This is a genomic window from Natrinema salsiterrestre (assembly GCF_029502005.1).
Lineage (GTDB): Archaea > Halobacteriota > Halobacteria > Halobacteriales > Natrialbaceae > Natrinema > Natrinema salsiterrestre.
The window spans coordinates 45713-69210 of sequence record NZ_JAMQOT010000002.1; the positions used below are offsets into that span (position 1 = coordinate 45713).

General features: G+C 65.6%; 19 protein-coding genes and 1 other RNA gene. 9 read left to right on the forward strand and 11 right to left on the reverse strand.

What is annotated here, in order from left to right; genetic code table 11:
• The first annotated feature begins 202 nt into the window (after window positions 1-202).
• A complete protein-coding gene (locus NDI89_RS05690) occupies window positions 203-2449 on the forward strand; it encodes a CDC48 family AAA ATPase (protein ID WP_277521297.1) in 2247 nt (748 codons plus the stop codon).
• Between the two features lie 92 nt (window positions 2450-2541).
• Here NDI89_RS05690 and nadE read toward each other — a convergent pair whose 3' ends face one another.
• Entirely contained in the window at window positions 2542-3393 is an 852-nt protein-coding gene (gene nadE / locus NDI89_RS05695) for an NAD(+) synthase (protein WP_277520551.1), read from the reverse strand.
• 453 nt (window positions 3394-3846) lie between these two features.
• Here nadE and ffs point away from each other — a divergent pair.
• Window positions 3847-4158, forward strand: an RNA gene (gene ffs, locus NDI89_RS05700) — signal recognition particle sRNA.
• Between the two features lie 422 nt (window positions 4159-4580).
• A complete protein-coding gene (locus NDI89_RS05705) occupies window positions 4581-5396 on the forward strand; it encodes a LolA family protein (RefSeq protein WP_277520552.1) in 816 nt (271 codons plus the stop codon).
• Window positions 5397-5424: 28 nt separating this feature from the next.
• Here the strand turns inward: NDI89_RS05705 and NDI89_RS05710 are convergent, their stop codons facing one another.
• The 3 genes from NDI89_RS05710 to NDI89_RS05720 all read right to left on the reverse strand — a co-directional run bounded on the left by NDI89_RS05710 (window position 5425) and on the right by NDI89_RS05720 (window position 6968).
• Window positions 5425-6348: a mechanosensitive ion channel family protein gene (locus NDI89_RS05710; RefSeq protein ID WP_277520553.1), complete on the reverse strand. Its 924-nt coding sequence runs from the start codon at window positions 6346-6348 to the stop codon at window positions 5425-5427.
• Window positions 6345-6593 (reverse strand): YhbY family RNA-binding protein, encoded by a 249-nt coding sequence (locus NDI89_RS05715; protein ID WP_277520554.1) that lies wholly within the window; start codon window positions 6591-6593, stop codon window positions 6345-6347. Before NDI89_RS05715 ends, NDI89_RS05710 begins: the two co-directional genes overlap by 4 nt.
• A 96-nt stretch (window positions 6594-6689) precedes the next feature.
• Window positions 6690-6968 carry a ribonuclease P protein component 4 gene (locus NDI89_RS05720; RefSeq protein ID WP_277520555.1) on the reverse strand — a complete coding sequence of 93 codons (279 nt, stop codon included), beginning with the start codon at window positions 6966-6968 and terminating at the stop codon, window positions 6690-6692.
• Between the two features lie 209 nt (window positions 6969-7177).
• Between NDI89_RS05720 and NDI89_RS05725 the strand changes: the two genes are divergently transcribed.
• From NDI89_RS05725 to NDI89_RS05735, 3 genes are all read left to right on the forward strand, one after another.
• A complete protein-coding gene (locus NDI89_RS05725; RefSeq protein WP_277520556.1) occupies window positions 7178-8977 on the forward strand; it encodes an ABC transporter substrate-binding protein in 1800 nt (599 codons plus the stop codon).
• Between the two features lie 5 nt (window positions 8978-8982).
• Entirely contained in the window at window positions 8983-9843 is an 861-nt protein-coding gene (locus NDI89_RS05730) for a phosphatase PAP2 family protein (RefSeq protein WP_277520557.1), read from the forward strand.
• A 230-nt stretch (window positions 9844-10073) separates the two neighbouring features.
• Window positions 10074-11780, forward strand: a complete 1707-nt coding sequence (locus NDI89_RS05735) for an ABC transporter substrate-binding protein (protein ID WP_277521299.1) — start codon at window positions 10074-10076, stop codon at window positions 11778-11780.
• Window positions 11781-11921: 141 nt separating this feature from the next.
• On the opposite strand, the gene NDI89_RS05740 is transcribed toward NDI89_RS05735, so the two are convergent.
• Window positions 11922-12314, reverse strand: coding sequence for a hypothetical protein (locus NDI89_RS05740; RefSeq protein ID WP_277520558.1), 393 nt, complete (start codon window positions 12312-12314; stop codon window positions 11922-11924).
• 444 nt (window positions 12315-12758) lie between these two features.
• Here NDI89_RS05740 and NDI89_RS05745 point away from each other — a divergent pair, with 444 nt between their 5' ends.
• Window positions 12759-13211 (forward strand): hypothetical protein, encoded by a 453-nt coding sequence (locus NDI89_RS05745; RefSeq protein WP_277520560.1) that lies wholly within the window; start codon window positions 12759-12761, stop codon window positions 13209-13211.
• Window positions 13212-13250: 39 nt separating this feature from the next.
• Here NDI89_RS05745 and NDI89_RS05750 read toward each other — a convergent pair whose 3' ends face one another.
• Window positions 13251-14537 carry an alkaline phosphatase family protein gene (locus NDI89_RS05750; RefSeq protein WP_277520561.1) on the reverse strand — a complete coding sequence of 429 codons (1287 nt, stop codon included), beginning with the start codon at window positions 14535-14537 and terminating at the stop codon, window positions 13251-13253.
• A gap of 50 nt (window positions 14538-14587) precedes the next feature.
• Complete coding sequence (locus NDI89_RS05755) at window positions 14588-15703, reverse strand: MFS transporter (protein WP_307729314.1); 1116 nt, start codon at window positions 15701-15703, stop codon at window positions 14588-14590.
• Window positions 15704-15975: 272 nt separating this feature from the next.
• Between NDI89_RS05755 and NDI89_RS05760 the strand changes: the two genes are divergently transcribed.
• Window positions 15976-16551, forward strand: a complete 576-nt coding sequence (locus NDI89_RS05760) for a DoxX family membrane protein (protein WP_277520563.1) — start codon at window positions 15976-15978, stop codon at window positions 16549-16551.
• Window positions 16552-16928: 377 nt separating this feature from the next.
• On the opposite strand, the gene NDI89_RS05765 is transcribed toward NDI89_RS05760, so the two are convergent.
• From NDI89_RS05765 to NDI89_RS05775, 3 genes are all read right to left on the reverse strand, one after another.
• Window positions 16929-18071 carry a thiolase family protein gene (locus tag NDI89_RS05765; protein WP_277520564.1) on the reverse strand — a complete coding sequence of 381 codons (1143 nt, stop codon included), beginning with the start codon at window positions 18069-18071 and terminating at the stop codon, window positions 16929-16931.
• Window positions 18072-18261: 190 nt separating this feature from the next.
• The gene (gene aroA, locus NDI89_RS05770) at window positions 18262-19554 is read right to left on the reverse strand and encodes a 3-phosphoshikimate 1-carboxyvinyltransferase (RefSeq protein ID WP_277520565.1); all 1293 of its coding nucleotides are present in this window, start codon (window positions 19552-19554) and stop codon (window positions 18262-18264) included.
• A 92-nt stretch (window positions 19555-19646) separates the two neighbouring features.
• Entirely contained in the window at window positions 19647-20792 is a 1146-nt protein-coding gene (locus NDI89_RS05775) for a LolA family protein (protein ID WP_277520566.1), read from the reverse strand.
• Window positions 20793-20894: 102 nt separating this feature from the next.
• Here NDI89_RS05775 and NDI89_RS05780 point away from each other — a divergent pair, with 102 nt between their 5' ends.
• Window positions 20895-22091 (forward strand): M24 family metallopeptidase, encoded by a 1197-nt coding sequence (locus NDI89_RS05780; RefSeq protein ID WP_277520567.1) that lies wholly within the window; start codon window positions 20895-20897, stop codon window positions 22089-22091.
• 200 nt (window positions 22092-22291) lie between these two features.
• Here NDI89_RS05780 and NDI89_RS05785 read toward each other — a convergent pair whose 3' ends face one another.
• Window positions 22292-23308 carry an aldo/keto reductase gene (locus NDI89_RS05785; RefSeq protein ID WP_277520568.1) on the reverse strand — a complete coding sequence of 339 codons (1017 nt, stop codon included), beginning with the start codon at window positions 23306-23308 and terminating at the stop codon, window positions 22292-22294.
• Between the last annotated feature and the right edge of the window lie 190 nt (window positions 23309-23498).

A 23498-nucleotide genomic window follows, 5' to 3' on the forward strand; every position in this document is an offset into this window, starting at 1 on the left:
TCCTGACGCGGGGCTCCCGAATCCCAGCATCGACACCGGAGACGAACCGGTCCCCGGCGCTGCCGGGTGAACTACCTCCCCGTCGACCGTTCGACTCGCGCGCGTCGACCGGTCGGCTCCTGTCCTGAGTTCGTCGTTCGTGCGTTCGAACGCGTCGACGAACGGCATCGATCACGTCCACACGACGCACTACACAGTAGCCATGCGACTCCGAGTGAAACCGCTCAAACGGAAGGACGCAGGCAGCGGCCTGGCCGCGATCGACCGCGAGACGATGGCCGAGCTCGGGGTCTCGAGCGGCGAGTTCGTCGCGATCGAGGGCCCCGAGGGTCGCGTCGTCGCGCGCGTCTGGCCGGGACGGAGCGAGGATACGGGTCGGGGTATCGTCCGCATCGACGGCCAGCTCCGGCAGGCAGCCGGCGTTCGGATCGACGATCCAGTTAGCGTCGAAGCGGCCGACGTCGACCCGGCCGAGCGAGTCACGCTCGTGCTGCCCGAGAACGTTCGCATTCAGGGCGACGTCGGCTCGTACCTCACGGAGAAACTCTCCGAGCGAGCCGTCAGTTCGGGCGACACGTTCTCGCTGTCGCTCGGCTTCGGGCTTCTCTCGACACGCTCCGGTCGGCGGCTGCCGGTCACCGTCGTCGACACCGAACCGAGCGGCTCCGTCGTCGTCAGCGGCGAGACCGAGGTCGAAGTGACCGAACGCGGCGGCGACGAACTCTCGGTCGAAGCGACCGGCCCGCTCGAAGGCGAGGGCGAACCCGACGGCCAGCCGCCGGACGTCACCTACGAGGACGTCGGCGGCTTAGACGACGAGCTCGAGCGGGTCCGCGAGATGATCGAGCTGCCGATGCGCCACCCCGAACTCTTCAGAGCGCTCGGTATCGAGCCGCCGAAGGGCGTCCTGCTGCACGGGCCGCCCGGAACCGGCAAGACGCTGATCGCGCGGGCAGTCGCGAACGAGATCGACGCTCACTTCCAGACGATCTCCGGGCCGGAGATCATGTCGAAGTACTACGGCGAGAGCGAGGAGCAGCTCCGCGACGTCTTCGAGGACGCCGCCGAGCACGAGCCGGCGATCGTCTTCATCGACGAACTCGACTCCATCGCGCCCAAGCGCGAGGACGTCCAGGGCGACGTCGAACGGCGCGTCGTCGCCCAGCTCCTCAGCCTGATGGACGGCCTCGAGCAGCGCGGCGAGATCACCGTCATCGGCACGACCAACCGGGTCGACGCGATCGACCCCGCGCTGCGCCGTCCCGGCCGGTTCGACCGCGAGATCGAGATCGGCGTCCCCGACGCCGCGGGCCGCGAGGAGATCCTGCAGATCCACACCCGCGGCATGCCCCTGGCCGAGGACATCGATCTCGAGCGTTACGCCGAGAACACGCACGGCTTCGTCGGCGCCGACCTCGAGAACCTCGCGAAGGAGGCCGCGATGACCGCGATGCGCCGAGTCCGACCCGAACTCGATCTCGAGGAAGACGAGATCGACGCCGAGGCGCTCGAGGCAATCGAGATCACGGAGGGCGACTTCAAGAGCGCCCTCCGCGGGATCGAACCCTCCGCGATGCGCGAGGTCTTCGTCGAAGTCCCTGACGTGAACTGGGGCGACGTCGGCGGCCTCGAGTCGGCCAAGGAGCGCCTGCGCGAGACCGTCCAGTGGCCCATGGAGCACGCCGACGCCTACCGACGAGTGGCGCTCGAGCCCGCCAAGGGCGTCCTGCTGTACGGGCCGCCGGGCACCGGGAAGACGCTCCTCGCCAAGGCGGTGGCCAACGAGTCCCGGTCGAACTTCATCTCGGTCAAGGGGCCCGAACTCTTCGACAAGTACGTCGGCGAGTCCGAGAAGGGGGTCCGCGAAATCTTCAGCAAGGCCCGCGAGAACGCCCCGACGATCGTCTTCTTCGACGAGATCGACGCCATCGCGAGCGAGCGGGGCAGCGGCGTCGGGGACTCCAACGTCGGGGAGCGCGTCGTGTCCCAGCTCCTGACCGAACTCGACGGCCTCGAGGAACTCGAGGACGTGGTCGTCATCGCAGCCTCAAATCGCCCCGAACTGATCGACGAGGCGCTCCTCCGACCGGGCCGGCTCGACCGCCACGTCGCGGTCGGCGAGCCCGACGAGGACGCCCGTCGCGAGATCTTCGCGATCCATACCGCCGACCGGCCGCTGGCCGACGAGGTCGATCTCGACGAACTCGCGGCCCGAACGGACGGGTACACCGGCGCGGACGTCGAGGCGATCTGCCGCGAGGCCGCGACGATCGCCGTCCGCGAACACGTCCACGCCGAGGCGACCGGTGAGGAACGCGACGTCGAAGCGATCGAACTGACGAGCGAGCACTTCGAACGACCGCTCGAGGAGGTCTCGTCCGACGTCGGCAGCGACTTCGCGGCTGATGAGGTCGGTGATGTGCTCGAGGGTGCCGGCGGCGAAGCGTAGCGACCCGCCGGCGGCGGTCGTCCAGTGACCGCGGCGTTCGACCCCGTGAGGCCGCCGGCTCCATCGTCAGTCCGTCTCGAGGGAGCCAGCTCTCAGGTGTCCGTCGCCGGCGTCACGGGGTAGCGACGCTTGTGCCGGGTTCGATCGCACCACTCGGCGAGTCGCTCGACGGTCGATGGATCGACGCCGGTCCGTTCGGCCGCGGTCGCCGTGTCGACGCCGCGGTCCACGCAGGCGCCGAGGATCCGATCGACGATTTCCGGTGGAACGCCGACCGCCGCCGCCGGCGATTCGCCCGGGTGAAGCGGCGACCCTGACGTCTCGACGGTCAACTCCTCGGGGAGACCGACGGCTCGAGCGAGCGCCTCGACTTCGGTTCGAAAGAGGCTGACGAAGGGGAGACAGTCGGCGCCCGTTTCACCGTGTTTCGTGAACGAGCCGAGGAGGAACTGCGTCCGATTGACCGTTCCCACGACGAGCGCGTTCGTCGTGTTCGCGACGTAGTACGTACACGCCATCCGAAGCCGCGACAGCGCGTTGTTCGTCGCGACCAGATCGTCCGCCGGCCCGTCGGACCCACCGACCGTCTCCTGAAACGCGGCCAGGACCGGCTGGAGTTGCAGGCGTCTGTGTTCGATACCCAGCGACGTCGCGATCGCCTCCGCGTTTCGGGAGATCGCTTCGTGACTCAGGAACGCCGGCATCACGAGCCCCGTCACGCGGTCCCGCCCGACGGCCTCGACGGCGAACGTCGCCGCCAGCGCCGTCTCGACGCCGCCGTCGAGCCCGACGACGAGCCGGTCCGCACCGGCGTTGGCGACCCGTTCCTCGAGGAATCGGGGAAGCCGCTCCCGGAGCCGTGCCAGCGCGTCGTCGGTGGTCGCGAGTCCCTCCGGACCACGAGGGAGCTCCGCGAGGGACCCGTCGAAATCCGCCATCGTCATCGGACTGGCGGGGCGCCGACCGCTCGATCGACGGTCCGCTGTCGGATACCGGAACGGTCACAACGGTCTCTCGACCGGGAGTCGAGAAATGGGCGGTCGACGGCCGTATCGCGGAGTCGGTGTCTCATCGTTCACTCTACGGAGTCCGGTCGAACGATATAATAGTTTTCGCTCGAATGATTACCCAATTGCAAAGGATTAGTGGACTACACTACGATATATATTCGAAAAAAGATTGCAATTCCCAAAATTCACCATCCCGAAGAAAGACGGTGGGGCCCGACGCCGGCCGAGTCGGTTCCGAGACGAAACCGTCTCGCGATGGCGAACGATCCTCGGCCCGATCGGTAGCCGGTGGGACTCGAGGTGACGAGATTCCATCCGGTCGAGCGATGCCCCGCCCTCGAGCGATTCGGCAGACGAAAGGTCCTTAAGCATAACCCGCGTAGGACGGGATGGACTAGGTCGGGCAGTTAGGCCCTGCTCACTACCCGCGCTATGGTCTTTAGCGGGGACCGAACGCCGCGGGCGTCCGGTCAGACCGGCCGGGGCCTCGGGAGCCAACAGAGAAGCCTCGTCCGTCGGGGACAGCGGTCCACGATGGCCGTCCGCAGGGACGACCCATCGTGGTTAGTCGGCGACAGCCCATCAGGCGCGGAAGCGAGCAGTGGACCGCCGAACACCTGTCGCTCGACGGGTCGCGGGGTGGAGAAGGCAACCGAGATTCCCCCGTCCGGAACGCCGGGCAACTGCGGCCGTCCGCATTCATACATAACGAAATTTTGTTCTGCGCGAGCGGCGGCGCTACGCGCCTTGCTCGCTCGACAAAATTTCGATTAAAAGCACCGGAAGACGCGAAGCGTCTTCCGAGCCCTCGTTCATTCCGTTCACGAGGACACTCCTCCTTCCGTTCCGTGACGCTCCGCGTCACTCCACATCAGTCGTCGGCCCGCTCGCTCACCCGGTCTCACGGCCTTCGGCCGTTCGACTTCTCGCGTCGCTACGCGCCGCGCACGGCTTCGCTCGCGGTCGTGACGGGTAATCGCCTACCCTTCCCCGGGTCACACGGCTCTCACTGTCGTTCGAGCCGTGCTCCCGGCCAGAGGTTGCGTGCCGGGTGGCTTCGGATCCATCCACAAAAGTCAGAAGAGAAACTATTACTGTCGGCGCCCGGAATTGGTTCTTCAATGACATCTCGAGGGTCCGCTGCCGTTCTCACCGCACTCGTCGTCTGCGTCCTTCTGAGCGGCTGTGCAGTGTTCGAGCCGTCCGTAACCGATCCCGACCCGGATCGGTCCACCCCCGATCCGGAGGCGGTGTTCGAGGGGGCGTTCGTCCACGCCGAGGATCTCGAGGACGTGCAGGGCGAGCGAACGACCGAGGTAACGAACGGAAGCGAGACGATTACCGAAGTGGATCGGGTCCTCGAGCGACCTTACGTCGACTACCGGAGCGAGGTGCTCGAGTCTTCCGAGCCCGACCGGGTGGGGGATATCTACGGCTCGAACGCCTCGGGGTCGTGGTGGTACGACGCGGCGTCGGGGACGGCGAGCTACTACGAGGCCGAAGAGCGGTTCGACAGCGACGACGTCCGCTCCGCGCGGGCCGACGAGGCCGAGCGACAACTCGAGCTGTACGACCTCGAGTATCGCGGCACCGAACGGATCGCGGACCGCGAGGCCCACGTCCTCGCGGTCGAGGCGAAAAACGAGACCGTCGAGCGGGGGGTTTCGGCGATCGTCGGCGATACCGAGTACGTCTACGCGATCGAGACGAGCGATCCGAGCGACGACCTCGAGGCCGTCGAGCAGACGCTGTGGGTCGATACGGAGTACGAGTACCCGCTCAAGGAGCGGGTCGTCTTCGAGGAGCCCGACGGCGAGCGCATCGTCATGACCGAGCGCTTCGAGTCGGTTCGATTTAATACTGGAGTCGACGACGAGCGGTTCGCGTTCGATCCGCCGGCAAACGCGACGATCGAAAATTCGACTCCCAACGACTAACTGTCCCGGTCGCTCCTGCGAGCCCCCGTTACTCGGCCGGCTGCACGACGCTTTGCCCGCTCTCGAGGTTGAGTCCGCCCTCGAGCGTGCGGACGGGGTAGGGGATGTCGATCCCCTCCTCGTCGAAGCGACGTTTGACCGCGGTGACGTACTCCCCGCGGGTTCGAACGAAGTCGGCGCGGGAGGGGTTTGAGATCCAGAACCGCGACTGGAGGCCGACGTCGGAGTCGCCGAGCTCCGTGAGTCGGACGGAGGGCGCGGGATCGTCCATGATGTCGGTGTGGCGCTCGGCCTCGTCGACGATGATCTCGGTCGCTCGTTCGATGTCGTCGTCGTAGCCGATCCCGAAGACGAACTTCAGCCGGAGCTTGTTCGCGTCGACGGGGTTCTTGAGAACGCCGTCGGTGAGCGACGAGTTCGGCACGGTGAGCAGTTCGTTATCGAACGTTCGGACGCGGGTCACGCGGAGGCTGATGTCCTCGACGGTGCCCGAGTACGTGCCGTCGTCCCACTCGATCCAGTCGCCGATGCGGAACGGCTTGTCGGTGTAGATGAACACGCCCGCGACGAAGTTGGCGATCACGTCCTGCATCGCGAATCCGATCGCGAGCGCGCCCGCCGCTGCGATGCCCGCCATCGACACGAGAAAGTTCCCGTAGCCGGCGAAGCCGAACGCGATGGCGAAGCCGATAAACGCGATGCCGAACCTCGAGAGCATCAACAGCGGGTTCTGTGCGTGTTTGTCCAGCTCGCGCCTGTTCATCGCCCGCGTGAGCAGTGGTAACACGAGGAGCCGGCCGAGCAGCCAGATCGCGACGAGCGCGACGGCGAATTTGATCGCCCCCTCGGCCGTTCCGGCCTGGGTCGCCGTGAGCCCGGCGTCGTCGAGCGCGTTGCCGATCGGTCCGAGTCCGGTGGCCTGTAACGGCGACGAACCAGCCCCGATCGTCATCGGTGGACCACTGCCGTGTGGCCCCGCGTCTCGATCAGTTCCGCGTTGACGCGATCCGCGAGGTCGGCCGCCTTTTCCTCGGTCGAACTCCCCGCCCGCGACGCGCGGAGGAGCTTCACTTTCACGAGGTCCCGATCCGAGAGCTGGTCGTCGAGCTCGTCGACGACCGAGTCGATGCCGCTCTTGCCGACCCAGACCGTGACGTCGAGATCGTGGGCTCGTCGCTTGAGTTCCTGTGTATCCATGGCCCCGATTAACGAATCGAGCGGCTTCAATCTTCGCGATTCGGACGGGAACGACCGACACGGGTGTGCGACGGTGAACTGGGGGCGAAGCTGCGATCACGACTCGTAGGGATACCTGGCGTGGGCACCGCAGTCACAGGTGATTACGACGTGACCGTCCCGTAATCTGACGCGTGCGTTCTTCCCCGGTCGAAGGTACGCGTCACACCGATCGCAACTGAATCGGCGAAACTCGCGCGGGAGCGTCAGTCGGTTTCGCTCCGCGACTCGCCGCGCGAGGCGGACGTAGTAGCGAGCCCGATCGTCAGCACCGTCGGCTGCCGCCGCTCGAGCGAGCTCGTGCAGGCGCTCGATCCGTTCGGCGGCGACGTCCATACGCCTCGTTTCGGCGGTCGACCTATTGATGTTGCGTTCCGGCGACGGGGTCGCCGTCCCCGCGTTCGTCGGTCCCCGGTACGCTCGGGGGATTGGTGATCGAGACGGGTTTACTACCGTTTGAAAACACTTTTCACTCCGCTTGTGACTCGATCGTAGTACGCAATACTGTTATATATCAAATGAGTATTGGGTGTTAGGTAACCGGAATGAATTGGACCCCCTCCCCCGCTGACGATGGCGTCAGCAGACGCTCCTTCCTCGCTGCGACTGCGACCGGCGGTGCGGTCGCGACGAGCGGTTGCATCGACCGCGTCCAGAGCGTCGTCAACACGGTGGACGACGAACAGGTTTCGCTGTCGATCATGGCAATGCCTGCCGACTCGGATCGGCAGAACATCCGGATCGCCCGCCGGCTCGAAGCGAACCTCGAGCGAGTCGGCATCGACGTCTCGCTCGACGTGCGGGCGCGAGCGGAGCTGCTAGAGGCCGTGCTGATCGAGCACGATTTCGATTGCTACGTCGGCCTTCACCCCGCCGACTACGATCCCGACTTCCTCTATGAAGCCCTCCACTCCACGTTCGCCGGCGAAGCCGGATGGCAGAACCCCTTCGGGTTCGCCAACATTTACTTCGACACCCTCCTGGAGAAACAGCGGCGAGCAGACGGCGAGAAACGCAAAGAACGGATCGGAACGGTTCTGAAGGGACTGGCACGCGAGAAACCCTTCGAGCCGATCTGCGTTCCCGACGAGTATCACGTCGCCGGACCCGATCGGTTCACCGGATGGGAAGACGGCCACCTCGCGACGCGCCACGGCTATCTCGGCCTCGAACCGGCCGAGGGAGTAGACGAACTCCGGGCGCTGGTAACCGGCAGCCGGATGACGGAGAACCTGAATCCGCTCTCGGCGACGCTTCGGAAGCGCGGGACGACGATCGATCTCCTGTACGACTCGCTCGGAACGGAACACGACGGCGAGATCCGGCCGTGGCTCGCGCAGTCGTGGGAGTGGACCGACGAGCCGGCGGATTCCGACGCCGGCACGCAGGGCGAGGAGGCGACGCTGACCGCGAGGATCTCCCTGCGCGAGGACTGCGAATTCCACGACGGCGAACCGGTGACCGCCGACGACGTCGCCTTCACGTACCGGTTTCTCGAGGACACGTCGCTGGGACGAGCCGCCGTCAAATCGCCGGCACCGCGGTATCAGGGACACGTCGACCTGATCGATGACGTGGCGATCGAGAACGAGTATCAGCTGACGATCACCGTCGTGGGCGGGCGAGAGACGGGCGAACGAGCGCTTACCGTTCCGATCTTGCCCGAGCACGTGTGGCGCGAGCAGGTCGGCCAGCGGGCCTCAGACGGCGACTTCACCGCATCACAGGGCCGATGGGACGTCGTCGAGACGAACGAGGTGTCGCCTATCGGGAGCGGGCCGTTCCGGGTCGATAGTCGGACGGAAGACGAGTCGCTCGTCCTGGCGCGCTACCGGAACCACTTCACCCGCCGGGACGACGTCGAACTCCCCGAAGCGACGGTCGACGAGTTGCGGTTCACCGTCGCCCCCGGAAGCGTCTCCTCGATCCGGCGGGTCGAGGAGGGCGATGCGGACGTGACGGCGTCGATGCTGAGCGCCCATTCGCTGCCGGCCATTCCCGATTCCTCGGATATTCGACGCCTGCAGTACCCTTCGCGGATGTTCTACCACCTCGGATTCAACGTCCGGAACGCACCCTGTAGCAACCCACACTTCCGGAGAGCGGTCGCACAGTTACTGGACAAGGAAGCGATCGTGGCGGACGTGTTCCACGAGAACGCATCGCCCGTCGCGACACCGGTGACCGGCGAGTGGGTTCCGCAGGCCCTCGAGTGGGACGGGGAGGATCCGGAGACGCCGTTCGTCGGTTCCGACGGCACGCTCAACGTCGACGCTGCGAAAGCGGCGTTCGAACGAGCCGGGTTCCGATACGATGATAACGGGCGACTGCTTGGGGGGTACTAGGACCGATGCTCGTTGAGGTGTTGATACAACTCGTCGTCGTAATCGGGATTCTCCTCCCGCTTTCGATAGCCGTCTTCGTCGGCCGCGAGCGCCTCGCACGAACGCGCTCGGAGTGGCGAACCCGGCTCAGAGCCGCCGGGCCGACCGTCGGGGTCTTGCTCTTGATCTTGCTGATCAATCGACTCGCCAGACAACGAGCACCGCGGCTCTCCCGGGAGATCGGGATCCATCTCACCTCCTGGTTTTACAATATCGAGGGGGAGTTTATCCTGATCTTCCAGTCGATCGCAACGCCCGAGCTGAACACGTACTTCTCGTTGACATACATCTACGGCTATACGTTTCTCCTGATCTTTCCGGTGATCGCCTACTTCACGCTCTCCGACACGCGGATCTTTCGTCGACTGCTGACGGCATACGCGCTCAACTACGCGATCGGGCTCGTACTGTACGTCTTCATAATCGCGTACGGTCCCCGGAACCTGATGCCGGCCGAAGTCACGGAAACCATGCTGTTCGACATCAACCCGCAATACCGGTATATCACCCGCGAGGTCAACAGCAACACCAACGTCTTCCCGTCGCTTCACACGTCGCTTTCGGCGACCGTCGCGGCGTTCGCAGCGATAACCCGCTCGGAGTTTCCGCGGTGGTTCCCCGTCGCGGTCGTACTGGCAGCCAGCGTCGCGATCTCGACGATGTACCTCGGGATCCACTGGGGGATCGACGTCGCGGCGGGATTACTGCTCGCAGCGCTTTGCGTCGAACTCTCGGATCGGCTCGTCGATCGCTGGTCACTCTCCGAGCTCTTCGAAGACCAGTTGCGACAGTACGAGGAGCGCTTACCGTGGGAACGGAGCGATTGAGCGCGGACACGTGCCGGTCGTAGTCGCTGGCGGATCATCGCCGGTCACGTCCCGGCTACGAACCGCTGCAGTGTCCGACGATTGACCCCCCGAAATCGGGATATCGGAGAGCACAATACTGTTATAGCGTGGGTCTTCAACTGTGATAAACGAACGAAATGAACAGGAGACGAACCGCCCAGAATCAGGACGGCCGCGACGGTGGCGGCGGGACCCGCAGTCGTCGGGCGATGCTGGCAGCAACGGCCGGACTGACGGTCTCGAGTAGCGGTTGTCTTCGCGGAGTCCGGAACATCGTCACGCCGGACAACATCGGACAGCTCTCCGTCTCGATTACCACGGTTCCGGCGGATTCCGCCAGACAGAACGTCCGGATCGCTCGTCATCTCGAGGAGCACTTCGAAGCCGTCGGCATCGACGTGTCGCTCGATATCAGGTCCGACATCGACTTCCTGCGAACGGTCCTGTACGATCACGACTTCGACGTCTGCATCGGTCGTCACCCGGGCGGAACCGACCCGGATTTCCTCTACGAAGCGTTGTACTCGCGATACGCCGACGAATCGGGATGGCAAAACCCGTTCGGATACGCCGATCAGGACCTGGATCAACTCCTCGAGAAGCAACGCCGCCTCAGTAGTGACGACCGCAGTACCGTCATCACGGAGATACTCGAGTCGATCGCGACCGAACAGCCGTTCGTGCCGATCTGTGCCCCCGAGGAACACCGCGTCGTCAGGACCGATCGGTTCGACGGCTGGGAGAACGGCCACCTCGCGACGCGACACGGCTATCTCGGTCTCGAGCCCGCCACGGGCGTCGAGGCGCTTCGGGTCAGTCACGCCGACGCCAGACCGACGGAGAATCTCAATCCGCTGGCAGCAGACTACCGCCGCGGGGGGACGATCACGAATCTGTTGTACGATTCGCTCGCGACGCAGAACGGCACCGACGAGATCCGGCCGTGGCTCGCCGAGTCGTGGGACTGGGACGGTCAAACCGTCGCTGTGTCCCTCCGGGAGGGATGTGAATTTCACGACGGCGAGCCGGTGACCGCCGAGGACGTCGCGTTTTCGTATCGACTGTTCAAGGATATCTCGCTCGGAGCCCTCGAAGCGCCCTCGCCCGCCCCCCGGTTTCGGGGACAGGTCGATGCCGTCGAATCGATCGAGATCCGTGACGACCACCACCTCGAGTTCACGGTCGAGACGAACGAGACGGTCGGCGAACGTGCACTGCTCGTGCCGATACTCCCGGCCCACCGCTGGCGCGAACGGGCGGCCGAAGTCCTGGGAACGGGCGATGCGAGCATCGCGCAGGGGACGACGGAAACAGTCGTCACGAACAACGTCCCGGCGATCGGAAGCGGCCCGTTCCAGTTCGTCAGTCGAACCGAGGGCGATCAGGTCGTCCTCGAGCGGTTCGAGGACCACTTCACGAGCCGGACGGCAGTCGATCTCCCGGAACCGACGGTCGACGACTGTACGTTCTTCATCGATCCGGGTAGCGTTTCAGCGTCTCGGGCGGTCGCGGACGACGCTCGAGACGTGACGAGTCTCCCCCTCGATGCCAACGCGATCGGCGGTGTCGAGGAATCCGGCAGCGTCGAACGGATCGAATCGGCGTCGTGGTCGTTTTATTTCCTCGGATTCAACGCGCGTCGCGCACCGTTCAACAATTATCGGTTCCGGCGCGTTATCGCCGGTCTGATCGACAAACAGTGGGTCTGCAACGAGATATTCCACGGGTATGCACGACCCGTCGCGAGTCCCGTTATCGAAGAGTGGATCCCGGAGAGCCTGGAGTGGACCGGAAACGACCCCGAGGTGCCGTTTCTCGGCACGGACGGTGAACTCGACGTCGACGCGGCACGGGCCGCGTTCGAAAACGCCGGGTTCAGATACGACGACCGGGGACGACTTCGAGTGAGGCACTGAGCGCTGTCGAGCAGCGGCGACGTCGCTGTCGGCGTCCCCGATCCAGTCGGGGTGGGTCGTAGTCATCGGAATCGCCCTGTCGGGACCGAAATGTCTCTCACGCTCGACGAGTCGACGGCCGCAAAAACGAGAGGAAGACCGTTACTGGTCCTCGAGCGCGTCGGCGATGCGCTTCAGCGCACGGGTCTGGTCGCGCAGTTCGTCGCGCATCTGTCGGACTTCGCGGACGAGTTCCTCGTTGCTTTCGTCCTGTCCGCCAGCGCCCGGGCCGCCGGGACCGGGACCGCCGGGGCCGCCGGGGCCGCCACCGCCGCCCATCATGCCGCCCATCATCTGAGCGAACGGGTTGCCGCCCATGCCGCCGGGACCGCCGGGGCCGCCACCGCCACCGCCGAACGGGCTCTCGGGCGGTTCGCCCTCACCCTCGCCTTCTTCGGCTCGCTTCTCGCGGATTTCCTCGACTCGTTCGCGGAAGGATTTCTCCTCGGCTTCGTCGCCTGCGTCTCCATCGGGAGATTCGTTTTCGTCCGTCATACCATCGGATTCTGTTCCGTCGGGGAAAAGGGTTGCCATGTTTCAGGTGGTCGCGTGGACTCCCCGTATCCGCCGGCCGCCGCACTGGCGAAAGCGACCAGTCTCGATCGACGGATTCGTCGCTTCGTTTCGGGACGCTGACACCCGACTATGTAGGCCGAACGATTGTTATCGCTGTCCCCGAAGGGAGAGTGATCGAGCCAGTATGGACGAGGGGAAACGACGGCGGCCTCGAACGGGATCGATTCGGGACCTCGAGGACGGATGAGCCGGCTTCCGAGACGAGACGCGATCGCTCGAAGTGGGGTGACGCCGTCGATACCGGACGGAATCGGGGCCGTGACTGAAACGACGAATTCGGCGACCGCTCCGGACGGAGGCCGAGAGTATGACTTCCCGAGCTGTGTCTATCAGCCGGATGGGGAGGGACGGTGGACGGTCACGATGCCGATCAATATGCACGTCACCGTTCCGGGCGATCGGGACGCAGTCGCTGCGATCGAAGCCGAGTTCGCCGGCCTCGAGAGCCTCCGCTGGACGCAGGTGTTCCCGGACACGGCGGTCAGGGCGTGGGACAGCGACAGCCGGGCCCTCGTCGCCCCGGAGTACTCGGTTCGACGCCCGCGGTTCGGTGACGAGTGGACGCACGTCCACGCCTGGCGCGTCGATGCGGACCGCGTCGCAGTTCACGCGCATCTCGACGTCCTCGACCGCGAGTTCGAGTATTACCACCGCGGTGATCACTACGACGCTGCCACGCGACGGGTTCGATCCCATTTCTCCGCGAGCGAGTGGCGGCGAAAAAGGCCGTACAGCATCGACTATCGTACCGGTGCCGAAACCCGAGCGGCGTGGGGTGAGACGGGCGATACGAAACTCGAGTACGTCGGGGACTGATCGACGACGGTTTCGATAGCAGATCCAGTCGAGACGCCCCTACTCGGGAATATCCGCGAGATCGATCGCCGCGAACGGGACGAGCATCTCCTCGGGGTGGAGTCCGCCGTGCATTCCGATTAGTTCGAGCTTCGCGGAATCGCTCCCGTACCAGACCCCCTGGTCGCGGTGACAGACGACGAGATCGCCGAGCCGGCGGCGGAAGGTGTCGCTCTCCTCGCGGTCCCCGAAGAGATCACGTTCCCTGGCCTCCCGGGCGGTGAAGACGCGGGCCTCGAGATCGTCGATCAGTTCGGCTCGCACCGCATCGCGGACATCTGCACCGTCCTGCAGGTGGAGGTGGACGTTGCGCGGACTGCCGGCGTACCGGACCGGGTCACCGTTCGCGTGGCGCTGCAGGTTCTCCATCACGGGGGCCGACGACTCGAGGTCGACGGTTCGGTCGGTGTCGACGTGGCCGTGATCCGCGGTCACGAGGACGAGCGTCTCACCGGGACCGGCCGTCCCCCCATCGTCCGTCGGAAGTCCCGAAAGCGCCCGCTGAACCGTCTCGAGCGTCTCGTCGACGGTCGCGTGATACCGGTCGCTGTCGGTCCCGGCGGCGTGGGCGGCGGCGTCCACGTGCGGGAGATACGCGTACAGGTAGGACGGATCGTCGGCGGCGGCGACGGCTTCTCGGAGCGCGCCCCGAAAGCCCTCGAGCTCGTATCCCGGTGACTCCGTCTCATCCCCGCCGTAGGAGTGGACGGCCGCGCCGTCGTAGGTCTCCGGGAAGGGAACGACGTGGCGGCAGTCGATCCCCGCCGCGGTGAGCGCCGGATAGATCGGGTCGCCCTCGAAGACGTCCTGCAGGTCGCGATCGACCGACTCGTCGCCGGCTTTGATTTCGCCGGTGAACGCCTCGTAGGAGGCGTCGTCGACCGGATCGTAGACGTCCCAGCCCAGGACGCCGTGAGACGCGGGTAGTCGGCCGGTGTGGAAGGTCGTGAGCGCCGCCGCCGTCTCCGAGGGGTAGGTCGCCGTCAGCGGCGAGACGCGTCCGTCGACCTCGAGACGGTCGAGCAACGGATGATCGTGGCGCTGCCAGCCGGCGAGTCCGAAACCGTCGATCAACACGACGATGACCCGGTCGTATTCGTCCTCGATGCCATCGAGGACGTCGTCCGGAAGGGGCCGACCGACGGCCGGCGGTGACGGTCCGTCGACGTCGAGAACGGAGACGGCCGTATCGGGAACGCTGGCGAAACAGTAGCCGCCGTAATCCGGGAAGACGTAGCCGTCTTCGGACAGTCGGCTTCGGAGGCGCGACTCGAGGTCGGAACGCATATCTCGGCCCACGGACGCGGTGGAAAAGTATCTCGGGGGCGGTCGATGCGTTACGAACCGGCGGTGCCGACGACCGTCGCCCACAGCGACACGACGGTGACGACGAAGGTCAGCAGAATGGCTACGGTGTAGCCTCCCGTGTACGAGATGCTCGCAGTTCCGAGCAGCGGCATGATCAACGCGCTGGTCCCGATCGCGATATTGAAAACGCCGACGACAGCGGTGTCCCTCTCGGGGTCGTACACGTTCATGAGCAGTGGGACGTACAGCGTCGCACACCCGCCCAGACCGATGCCGATCAGGAAGATCGAGACCGCGAGCACCGACACCTGGGGCGCGAACAGCAGGCCGATTCCGGCGGCCGAACACGTGAGTGACGCGAGAAACGCCCGTCTCGAGCCGACGATATCCGTGGCGTAGCCGCTTCCGACCCGCGAAATGATACTGACGCCGCCGATCAGTCCGAAGGCGGCGGACGCGTTCGCTTCGGTCAAGCCTCGGTGGGTGAACAGATCGATCGCGTACGCCGCGAGGAGCTGATACCAGGCGAACGCGAGGCCGATACCGACGAACAGCAGCTGGAACGTTCGGGTTCCGGCCAGCTGGCCGACCCAGTCGATGACGGCTCTGGCCGACGCCGCCGACGTATCCGCCCATCGCGGTCGTCGACACGTGACGCCGGCGAGCGCGAACGCGAACGCGGTCACCGACATGACGACGAGAAAGCCTCGACGGACGCCGAACCGAGCGATGACGGACTGCCAGATCGGTGGCAGCAAAAACAGTCCCAGTCCGTTGCCGACGAAAATGAGCCCGGTTGCAGCGCCGCGGCGCTCCTCGAACCAGCGCGGGACGATCGACGCGAGCAGGACGAACACCGTTCCGAGCGCGAGACCCAGAACCGCGAACACGAGCGTCAGTCCGAGATAGGACTCCGTCACGTACAGCGACGGAGCGATCACTCCGGTGGCCCCCGCACACGCCAGAAGGACGGCTCGAGCGGGCAGGCGCGCGGCGAACACGCCGACCGCTCCGGACCCGATAAAGAAGGTAAACAGCATGACCGCGAAGACGGTCGACAGCGTCACTTGCGGAATCCCGAAGGCCTCGCTGAACGGGCGTCCGAAGACGCCGTACGAGAACGGCGTTCCGAAGGTGAACACCATCGCGATAGCGCCGACGAACGCAACGACCCAACTGCGGCGGCTGTCGGCCGTCTCTCCGTGACCAGTACTCACGTAACCGCGTCGACCCCACGGCGTCGAAAACATTCTGATTCGCCACGGTCGGCCGTGGCGTCGGACGCTCGGTCGCACGGTGGTCGCTCGACCGAGTGAATATATCTCCATAACTTACCGATAGCCATGACATAGAGTGTCTAAATATATTTATATACTATGTCGTCGTTCTAGGAAGTAGGAAGGTAGCTTCCCATATCATGACTCCATCCACGATCTCCCGAGACGCGCGCAACACGTTCGAAAGCACCATCGGCGGCTACACGGTCGGCGGCCGCGCCCACAGCCTCTCCGCCTGGTTCGTCCTCTCGCTCCGGCTCATGATGGGCTGGGCGTTCGCCTACTCCGGATTCACGAAGATCGCCGCGGCCGAACCGTTCAGCGCTGGCGGCTACCTCGGCAACGTCGCAGCGACCAACGGAAACCCACTCGCCGACCTCTTCGGCTGGATGGCGACGACGCCGTGGTTCGTCGAGTTCGCGAACGTCGCCGTCCCGTGGGGCGAACTCCTGATCGGCCTCGGGCTCCTCGCGGGCGCGCTGGTCCGCCTCGCGGCGTTCTTCGGCGCGCTCATGATGCTCATGTTCTACTTCGGGAACTGGGACATGGCCCACGGGTTCATCAACGGCGACTTCGCGTACATGCTCGTGTTCCTCGCCGTCGCCGCCTTCGGTGCCGGCCGAATCCTCGGCCTCGACGCCTACATCGAGACCTACGACCTCGGCGGTCAGACGCTCCTCGAGCGCTACCCCCGCCTCGAGTACGTTCTCGGGTAGACGATCTTTTCTCACCTCCTGCCGTCGCTGTACTCGTTTTCACCCAGTGTTCGAGACTGACTTCCGTTCCCTCGCGAGCGAAATAGCCGTCACATCTCTCGCCGGGTCACCGAAAATAGCTGAATCGACCGTCTCAGGGCAGCTCGAACTCGATCGCCGCACCCTGACGCGACCACCTTTTGTCTCGGCCGCTTCGCTCACGTCGTTCGCGAGCGGCCTCGCAAAATCTGGACCAAAAGGGCTAGATTGACCGTCTCAGGGCAGCTCGAACTCGATCGCCGCACCCTGACGCGACCACCTTTTGTCTCGGCCGCTTCGCTCACGTCGTTCGCGAGCGGCCTCGCAAAATCTGGACCAAAAGGGTTAGATTGACCGTCTCAGGGCAGCTCGAACTCGATCGCCGCACCCTGACCGAAGCCGACGCACTCCGTCGCGATGCCGCGGTCGACGCCCTGACGATTCATCTCGTGGACCAGCGTCACCGGCAGTCGCGCGCCGGAACAGCCCAGCGGATGCCCGATCGCGATCGCGCCGCCGTTGACGTTGAGCTGATCGTCCGGAATGCCGAGTTCGCGCTGGGAGTACAGCGTCTGGCTGGCGAAGGCCTCGTTGATCTCGACGAGCCCGTAGTCGTCGATCTCGCGACCAGCGCGCTCGAGTAAGCCTTCGGTCGCCGGGACCGGGCCGACGCCCATGATCGTCGGGTCGACGCCGGCGACGTAGCTGGTGCCGACCTCCGCGAGGACCTCGAGGTCGTTCTGGGAGGCGAAATCCCGACTCGTAAGCAGGACGCCGGCAGCGCCGTCGGCAATCTGCGAGGCGTTACCGGGCGTGACCGTGCCGTCCTCCTTGAACACGGTGGGAAGTTCCGCGAGTGATTCGGGAGTCGTGCCGGGACGCAGTCCCTCGTCCTCGTCGTGGACGCCGTCCTCGGTCTCGATCGGCACGATCTCGTCGTCGAACTTGCCTTCTTCGGTCGCCTCGACCGCGCGCTGCTGGCTCCGAGCGCCGTATTCGTCCTGCTCCTCCCGACTGATGTCGAACTCCTCGGCGACCTTCTCGGCGGTCATCCCCATCTGGAGGTTCCGCATCCCGTACTCCTCGTCGAGCTTGGGGTACATGTCGCCGGCGTCACCGCCGCCCATCTTGACGCGGCTCATGCTCTCGACGCCGCCGGCGATGACCGCGTCGTGCCGGCCCGCGGCGATCGAGTCCGCGGCGCTGATGATCGCCTGCGCGGAGGAGGCACACTGGCGGTCGATCGTCGTCGCGGGCACCGACTCGCCCAGTTCCGAGAAGAGCGCGATCTGGCGCGCGATGTTCGTTCGCTGCTCCGAGCGCTGCTGTGCACAGCCCCACATCAGGTCGTCGACGTCGTCGCCCTCGACGCCCGTCTCGGCGAGCATCTCGTCGACCAGCGGAATCGAGAGATCCTCGCTGCGGATGTCCGCGAGGGCACCGTCTTCTCTCCCCTGTGCAGTTCTAACAGCGCTAACGATTACCGGCGTATTGTCTGCCATTGTATATCATAATTTTTCGAGGGCGTAAAAATCTACTTGCTCCGGAAGGTAACAGGGGAGATCGGCATCGATTGGAAACCGGCGGATACCAGCCACCGGGGCCGGCAGCTATCGGGGCCACTGAACGTCTCAGTACACCGAATCGAACGACGGCGTTGCGATCAGTGTGCGAATCGGTTCAGTGACTGCTCTATTCCCGCCGCTCGAGGTCCGCACCCAGTTCCTCGAGCAGGCCGAAGAAGCCGGGGAAAGAGACGTCGACGTGGTCGGCACCCTCGATAGTCGTCTCGCCGTCGGCGACCAGCCCCGCGAGCGCGAGCGCCATGATGATCCGGTGGTCCGCTCGCCCCCGTACGGTCGCGCCCTCGAGCTCGGACGAACCGCCGTGGACCGTCAGCGAATCCCGTTCTTCGGTCGTCTCGACGCCCATTTTGCCGAGTTCCTCGGCCATCGCGCTCACCCGGTCGGTTTCCTTGTAGCGAACGTGCTCGGCGTTCGTGATGTGAGTATCGCCGTCCGCGACCGCACCGAGGGTCGCGATCGTCGGGAGGAGGTCGGGCGTGTCCTCCACGTCGACCTCGATCCCGGAAAGGAAGGCCCGAGAGACGTCGATCGTCCCCGCCTCTCGATCCCAGTCGACATCGGCACCCATGCGTTCGACGATATCGACGATGGCGCTATCGCCCTGCGCGCTGGGCTGTGCGCCCTCGATGCGGACGCCACCCTCGCCGGCGATCGCACCGGCCGCCAGCGGGTACGAGATCGATGAGAAGTCGCCGGGCACGGCGTACTCGCCGCCGGCGGGAGCGTAGGACTGCCCGCCGTCGACTGCGAACCCGGCGTCCGTCGTCCGCGCTTCGACGCCGAAATCCGCGAGCACCTCGAGCGTGATGTCGACGTACGGGGCGGACTTGAGTTCGGTCTCAAGCTCGATTTCGAGGCCGTCCTCGGTAACCGCACCGGCCATCAGCAGGGCAGTGATGTACTGGGAAGAGACATCGCCGGGGATCGACACATCGCCGCCCGCGAGGGGACCGGTGACCACCAGCGGGGCCTGCCCGTTCCCGCGGGTGCTGTACGCAGTCGCACTGAGGTCGCCGAGCGCCTCGAGCAGCGGCCCCTGTGGCCGCGACCGCAGCGACTCGTCGCCGGTGAGTACCGAGGTACCGTCGGCCAGGGCCGCCGCCGCGGTGACGAGCCGCATCGTCGTGCCGCTGTTCGCGCAGTCGATGACGTCCGCCGGGACCTCGGGGCGGCCGTCGAAGCCCTCGATCTCGAGGGTCCCGTTCTCGCGTCGATCGACGTCGCCGCCGAACAGGTCCACTGCGCGAGCGGTCGCCCGCGTGTCCGCGCTCCAGAGCGCGTCGCGGACGATCGCCTCGTCGGCGTAGCCGGCCGCGAGGATCGCTCGGTGCGTGTAACTCTTCGATGGCGGTGCCCGCGCCGTCCCCGCGACGCTCGAGGGCGCGATCGTGACGTTCATGCTCGACGTGTCGCACGGTCCGCCTATGACGGTACCGATTGTGGACGTTTTCGAGCGCCGGTGTCCGCTCGAGCGTCCGGTGGCGACGGGTCTCAGGGACAGCCGATCGACGACGCGATCTCGAGCAGCGGTTCCCCGTCGATGAGACTCGAGACCTCGTAGTTCAGGTCGTCGCAGGCCCAGAAGACGCTCTGTATGCGCCCGTCGCGGCGGTAGGCCGTGTGGCCGTCGAACTCGATCTCCTCGAGCGCGTCGGGTCTGAACCGCTGGACCTCCCGAACGGCGACAAAGAGCTCTTTCGCGATCACGTTCGGATCGTTGTACCACAGCGTCGCGGTCGTCCCGAATCGTTCGGCCTTCTCGACGACTGTGACCCGATCGAGCACGTAGGGTTCGGGCACGTCCGGCTGGGGGAGCGGATACGGGACGGCGTCTTCGGCGGCCGGCAGCGAGTCGAAGACTCCCTCGGGTTCGGGACCGTCGGTGACGACGGTCGCGTCCGACGGCGGCTCGTACGTAAAGGTTCCCGACTCGAGCGGCTCGTTGATCGAGAGGTTCTCGTACGTGACGGTCAGCTCGTGACGCGTCTCGCCGTCGTCGCTGATCGCGTTCCGCTCTTTGACCGGATACCCGTACGCGTCGTCGATCCAGACGGTTCGGGACACGTCCAGCTCCTCGAGGTCGCCCGTCGCTCGCAGCGGAACGACGTACGTCGTATCCCCGACGACGAGATCGATCGTCGGCCCGATATCGTCGACCGGCGGCCGCGTCTCGATGACGTGTGCCTCCCGGCCGTCGATGCGTTCCGTGCCGTCGTGACTGAGACGGGAGTCCTCGAGGAGCGTCTCGAGGACGAGCCGCGTGCTGTCCGTATCGACCTTGTTCGGATGATACTGCTTGTCGACCGTCTCGGCCGACGGGTTGTACTCCCACGTCGTCGCCCGGTTCGTGACGGTAACGGAGCCAGCCGGAACGTCCGGATCCGTCGACTCGAGGACCTCGATGCGCTGTTTCGCGGGCGGCCGACGAGCGACGCGTTCGACCCGTTCGACGGTTTCGTCCGGGGTTTCGACCGTCATGACCCGACGGGCCTCGAGGGAGGACATGTGACGACGCGTCTCGATCGCATCCTCGACGAGGTCCTCGCTCGAGGGCGGTTCGTCGTTCCGGTCGGTATACCCGACGCACCCCGCGAGCGCGACTGCGGCCCCCGCTGCCAGCATCCCACGACGTTTCATACGGGACTGATAGTTATATCAATTGATAAGAGTGTGGGTTCGCGTCGATCCGCGACGGGCCGGATCCCCGGTATTATGTTCGCTGCTCTCACACATCCGTTCATGAACGTGGACGTCGACCTCTCCCCGCTACGGGACTACCTCGAGGCCGAGGAACTGGACGGCTATCTGATCGATGACGACGCGTCGGACTCGGACCAGCGGTACGTCTCCGGCTTCACCGCGCCGGATCCCTACCAGACGCTCGTCACCCAGGCGGGCGTTCACCTGCTCGTCTCCGGCCTCGAGTACGGTCGCGCGAGTACCGACGCGAGCGCGGACTCGGTCACCCGGCGAGCCGCGTACGATTACCAGCGACTGGTCGCCGAACACGGCCAGTACGAGGGGAAGATCCGGATGCTGGCGGCCTTTCTCGAGGACCACGGCGTCGGGTCCGTCGCCGTCCCGCGAAACTTCCCCACGGGAACCGCGGACGGACTCCGCGAGCACGGCCTCGCGGTGACGGTCGAACGCGAGGGGATCGTGACGGACATCCGCGCGGTGAAGACCGAGTGGGAGGTCGACCAGATTCGAGCGAGCCAGCGGGCCAACGAGGCCGCGATGGCGACCGCGGAGGAGCTGATCGCGACTGCAGACGTGGAAGACGGTATCCTCGTCCGCGACGGCGAGCCGCTCACCAGCGAAGACGTCACAGAGGAGATCGAGATCACCCTGCTCCGTCACGGTTGCGCGCTCGACGAGACTATCGTCGCCTGCGGGGCCGACGGCGCGGATCCCCACGACCGCGGCAGCGGGCCCCTCGAGCCGGACGAGCTAATCGTGGTCGACATCTTCCCGCGGGACAAGGAGACGGGCTACTTCGCGGACATGACCCGGACGTTCGCCCGCGGCGATCCCGGCGACGAGGCCCGACGTCGGTACGATGTCACCCGGAAGGCGTACGAGGCCGCACTCGAGACCGTCGCGGCCGGCGTCACCGGTGCCGAGGTTCACGACGTGGCCTGCGACGTGATCGAAGATGCGGGCTACGCGACGCTCCGGAGCGACCCCGACACCGAGACGGGATTCATCCACAGCACCGGCCACGGCGTCGGCCTCGACATTCACGAGGAACCCAGCGTCTCACCGGCCGGCGGCGAACTCGAGCCGGGTCACGTCATCTCGATCGAACCGGGGATCTACGATCCCGCGGTCGGCGGCGTCCGCATCGAGGATCTGGTCGTCGTTACCGGAGACGGCTACGAGAACCTGACCGACTATCGGATCGGGCTCGAGCCGACGGCCGGCGACAGACAGTAGAGGGAAAGTGGGTTGGCGCGCGCTGTCCCGTGGTGAGCCGACAGCGAACCACGGGACGAAGACGTGCGAGGGATGAGCGAGTGGAACGAGCGAATCGGTTGGGGAGGGCGTGGCCATTCCCTGTTGCCACGATAGCAGGACGGTTGCTGTCGTCTATTCTCCGCTGCAGAACGGAATCCGGATCCCAACGATCAGTTGCCTCAGCGATACCCGCTCTCGTCCGCACCGCGAGCGTCGTCGATGCGCTCGAACTGCTCGTCGCTGAGGTCGACCTCGACCGCGCCGACGTTCTCCTCGAGCTGGTCGGGCGTCCGCGCGCCGACGATCGGGACACACGTAAACCGATCCTGGTCCATCAGCCAGCGCAGCGAGACCTGCGCGGGCGTCGCACCGACTTCCTCGGCGACCGATTCGACGGCCTCGAGGACCTCCCACGCCGTCTCGCTGGTGTAGCGATCTTCGAACAGATCCGTCAGGCTGCCGCGAGCGCCGTCGGGCGCGATCACGGTGCCGTCCTCGGCGCGCTCGTACTTTCCGGTCAAAAATCCGCCGGCCAGCGGCGAGTACGGACAGACGGCGACGTCCTGATCCGCACAGACGTCGAGATAGTCGCCCACGTCGTCGGTATTCGCGGCGTTGAACATCGGCTGGGTGACGTCGAACCGCTCGAGGTCCCCGACGTCGCTGGTCCACAGCGCCTTCGTGAGCTTCCAGGCGGCCATACTCGAGGCACCAAGATAGTGGACCTTCCCCTCGCGGACGAGTTCGGTGAGCGTCCGCATCGTCTCCCGGATCGGCGTGTCGTCGTCCCAGCGGTGGATATAGTAGAGATCGAGGTAGTCGGTGCCGAGTCGCTCGAGGGTGCCCTCGATCTGGGCGCGGACGTGCTTGCGCCCGAGTCCGGAGTCGTTCGGGCCGGGTTCGCCCCGGCCGTCGTAGGGGAAGTAGACCTTCGAGGCGAGGACGACGTCTTCGCGGTGGTGGCCCCGATCCGCGAGCCACTCGCCGATCCAGCGTTCGCTCTTGCCGTTGGGGTCGCCGTAGACGTTCGCGGTATCGATGAAGTTGACCCCGTGCTCCCAGCAGGCGTCGAGGAGGTCGTGGGCCTCCTCGCGGTTCGTCTCGACGGTTCCGTCGCTCTCCTTTCCGAAGCGCCACGTGCCGAAACAGAGCTTCGATACCGTCGTGCCCGTCTCGCCGAGCGTCGTGTACTCCATGGGCAGCGGTTCGCCCGCGGGATGGAAAACGAATGTGGAAGCGGCGAACCGGTATCGGTCAGTCGAATCCGGCTTCGATCCGCGTAACCCGTTCGTGACGGGCCATCGCGCGCCACCGGCGGCGATCGGAAACGATGCGTTCGAGTTCGGCTGCTGTCGCCTCGCTCAATGCGCCGTGGTAGTCCTCGAG

Bases quoted from the DNA above. Each gene is read 5' to 3' on its own strand.
- NDI89_RS05715 (WP_277520554.1), bottom strand. From the start codon at position 6,593: ATGGATACACAGGAACTCAAGCGACGAGCCCACGATCTCGACGTCACG.
- NDI89_RS05780 (WP_277520567.1), top strand. From the start codon at position 20,895: ATGAACGTGGACGTCGACCTCTCCCCGCTACGGGACTACCTCGAGGCC.
- NDI89_RS05760 (WP_277520563.1), top strand. From the start codon at position 15,976: ATGACTCCATCCACGATCTCCCGAGACGCGCGCAACACGTTCGAAAGC.
- NDI89_RS05730 (WP_277520557.1), top strand. From the start codon at position 8,983: ATGCTCGTTGAGGTGTTGATACAACTCGTCGTCGTAATCGGGATTCTC.
- aroA (WP_277520565.1), bottom strand. From the start codon at position 19,554: ATGAACGTCACGATCGCGCCCTCGAGCGTCGCGGGGACGGCGCGGGCA.
- NDI89_RS05710 (WP_277520553.1), bottom strand. From the start codon at position 6,348: ATGACGATCGGGGCTGGTTCGTCGCCGTTACAGGCCACCGGACTCGGA.
- NDI89_RS05690 (WP_277521297.1), top strand. From the start codon at position 203: ATGCGACTCCGAGTGAAACCGCTCAAACGGAAGGACGCAGGCAGCGGC.
- NDI89_RS05755 (WP_307729314.1), bottom strand. From the start codon at position 15,703: ATGGTGTTCACCTTCGGAACGCCGTTCTCGTACGGCGTCTTCGGACGC.
- nadE (WP_277520551.1), bottom strand. From the start codon at position 3,393: ATGACGATGGCGGATTTCGACGGGTCCCTCGCGGAGCTCCCTCGTGGT.
- NDI89_RS05705 (WP_277520552.1), top strand. From the start codon at position 4,581: ATGACATCTCGAGGGTCCGCTGCCGTTCTCACCGCACTCGTCGTCTGC.
- NDI89_RS05775 (WP_277520566.1), bottom strand. From the start codon at position 20,792: ATGAAACGTCGTGGGATGCTGGCAGCGGGGGCCGCAGTCGCGCTCGCG.
- NDI89_RS05735 (WP_277521299.1), top strand. From the start codon at position 10,074: ATGCTGGCAGCAACGGCCGGACTGACGGTCTCGAGTAGCGGTTGTCTT.
- NDI89_RS05785 (WP_277520568.1), bottom strand. From the start codon at position 23,308: ATGGAGTACACGACGCTCGGCGAGACGGGCACGACGGTATCGAAGCTC.
- NDI89_RS05745 (WP_277520560.1), top strand. From the start codon at position 12,759: ATGCCGATCAATATGCACGTCACCGTTCCGGGCGATCGGGACGCAGTC.
- NDI89_RS05740 (WP_277520558.1), bottom strand. From the start codon at position 12,314: ATGACGGACGAAAACGAATCTCCCGATGGAGACGCAGGCGACGAAGCC.
- NDI89_RS05765 (WP_277520564.1), bottom strand. From the start codon at position 18,071: ATGGCAGACAATACGCCGGTAATCGTTAGCGCTGTTAGAACTGCACAG.
- NDI89_RS05725 (WP_277520556.1), top strand. From the start codon at position 7,178: ATGAATTGGACCCCCTCCCCCGCTGACGATGGCGTCAGCAGACGCTCC.
- NDI89_RS05720 (WP_277520555.1), bottom strand. From the start codon at position 6,968: ATGGACGTCGCCGCCGAACGGATCGAGCGCCTGCACGAGCTCGCTCGA.
- NDI89_RS05750 (WP_277520561.1), bottom strand. From the start codon at position 14,537: ATGCGTTCCGACCTCGAGTCGCGCCTCCGAAGCCGACTGTCCGAAGAC.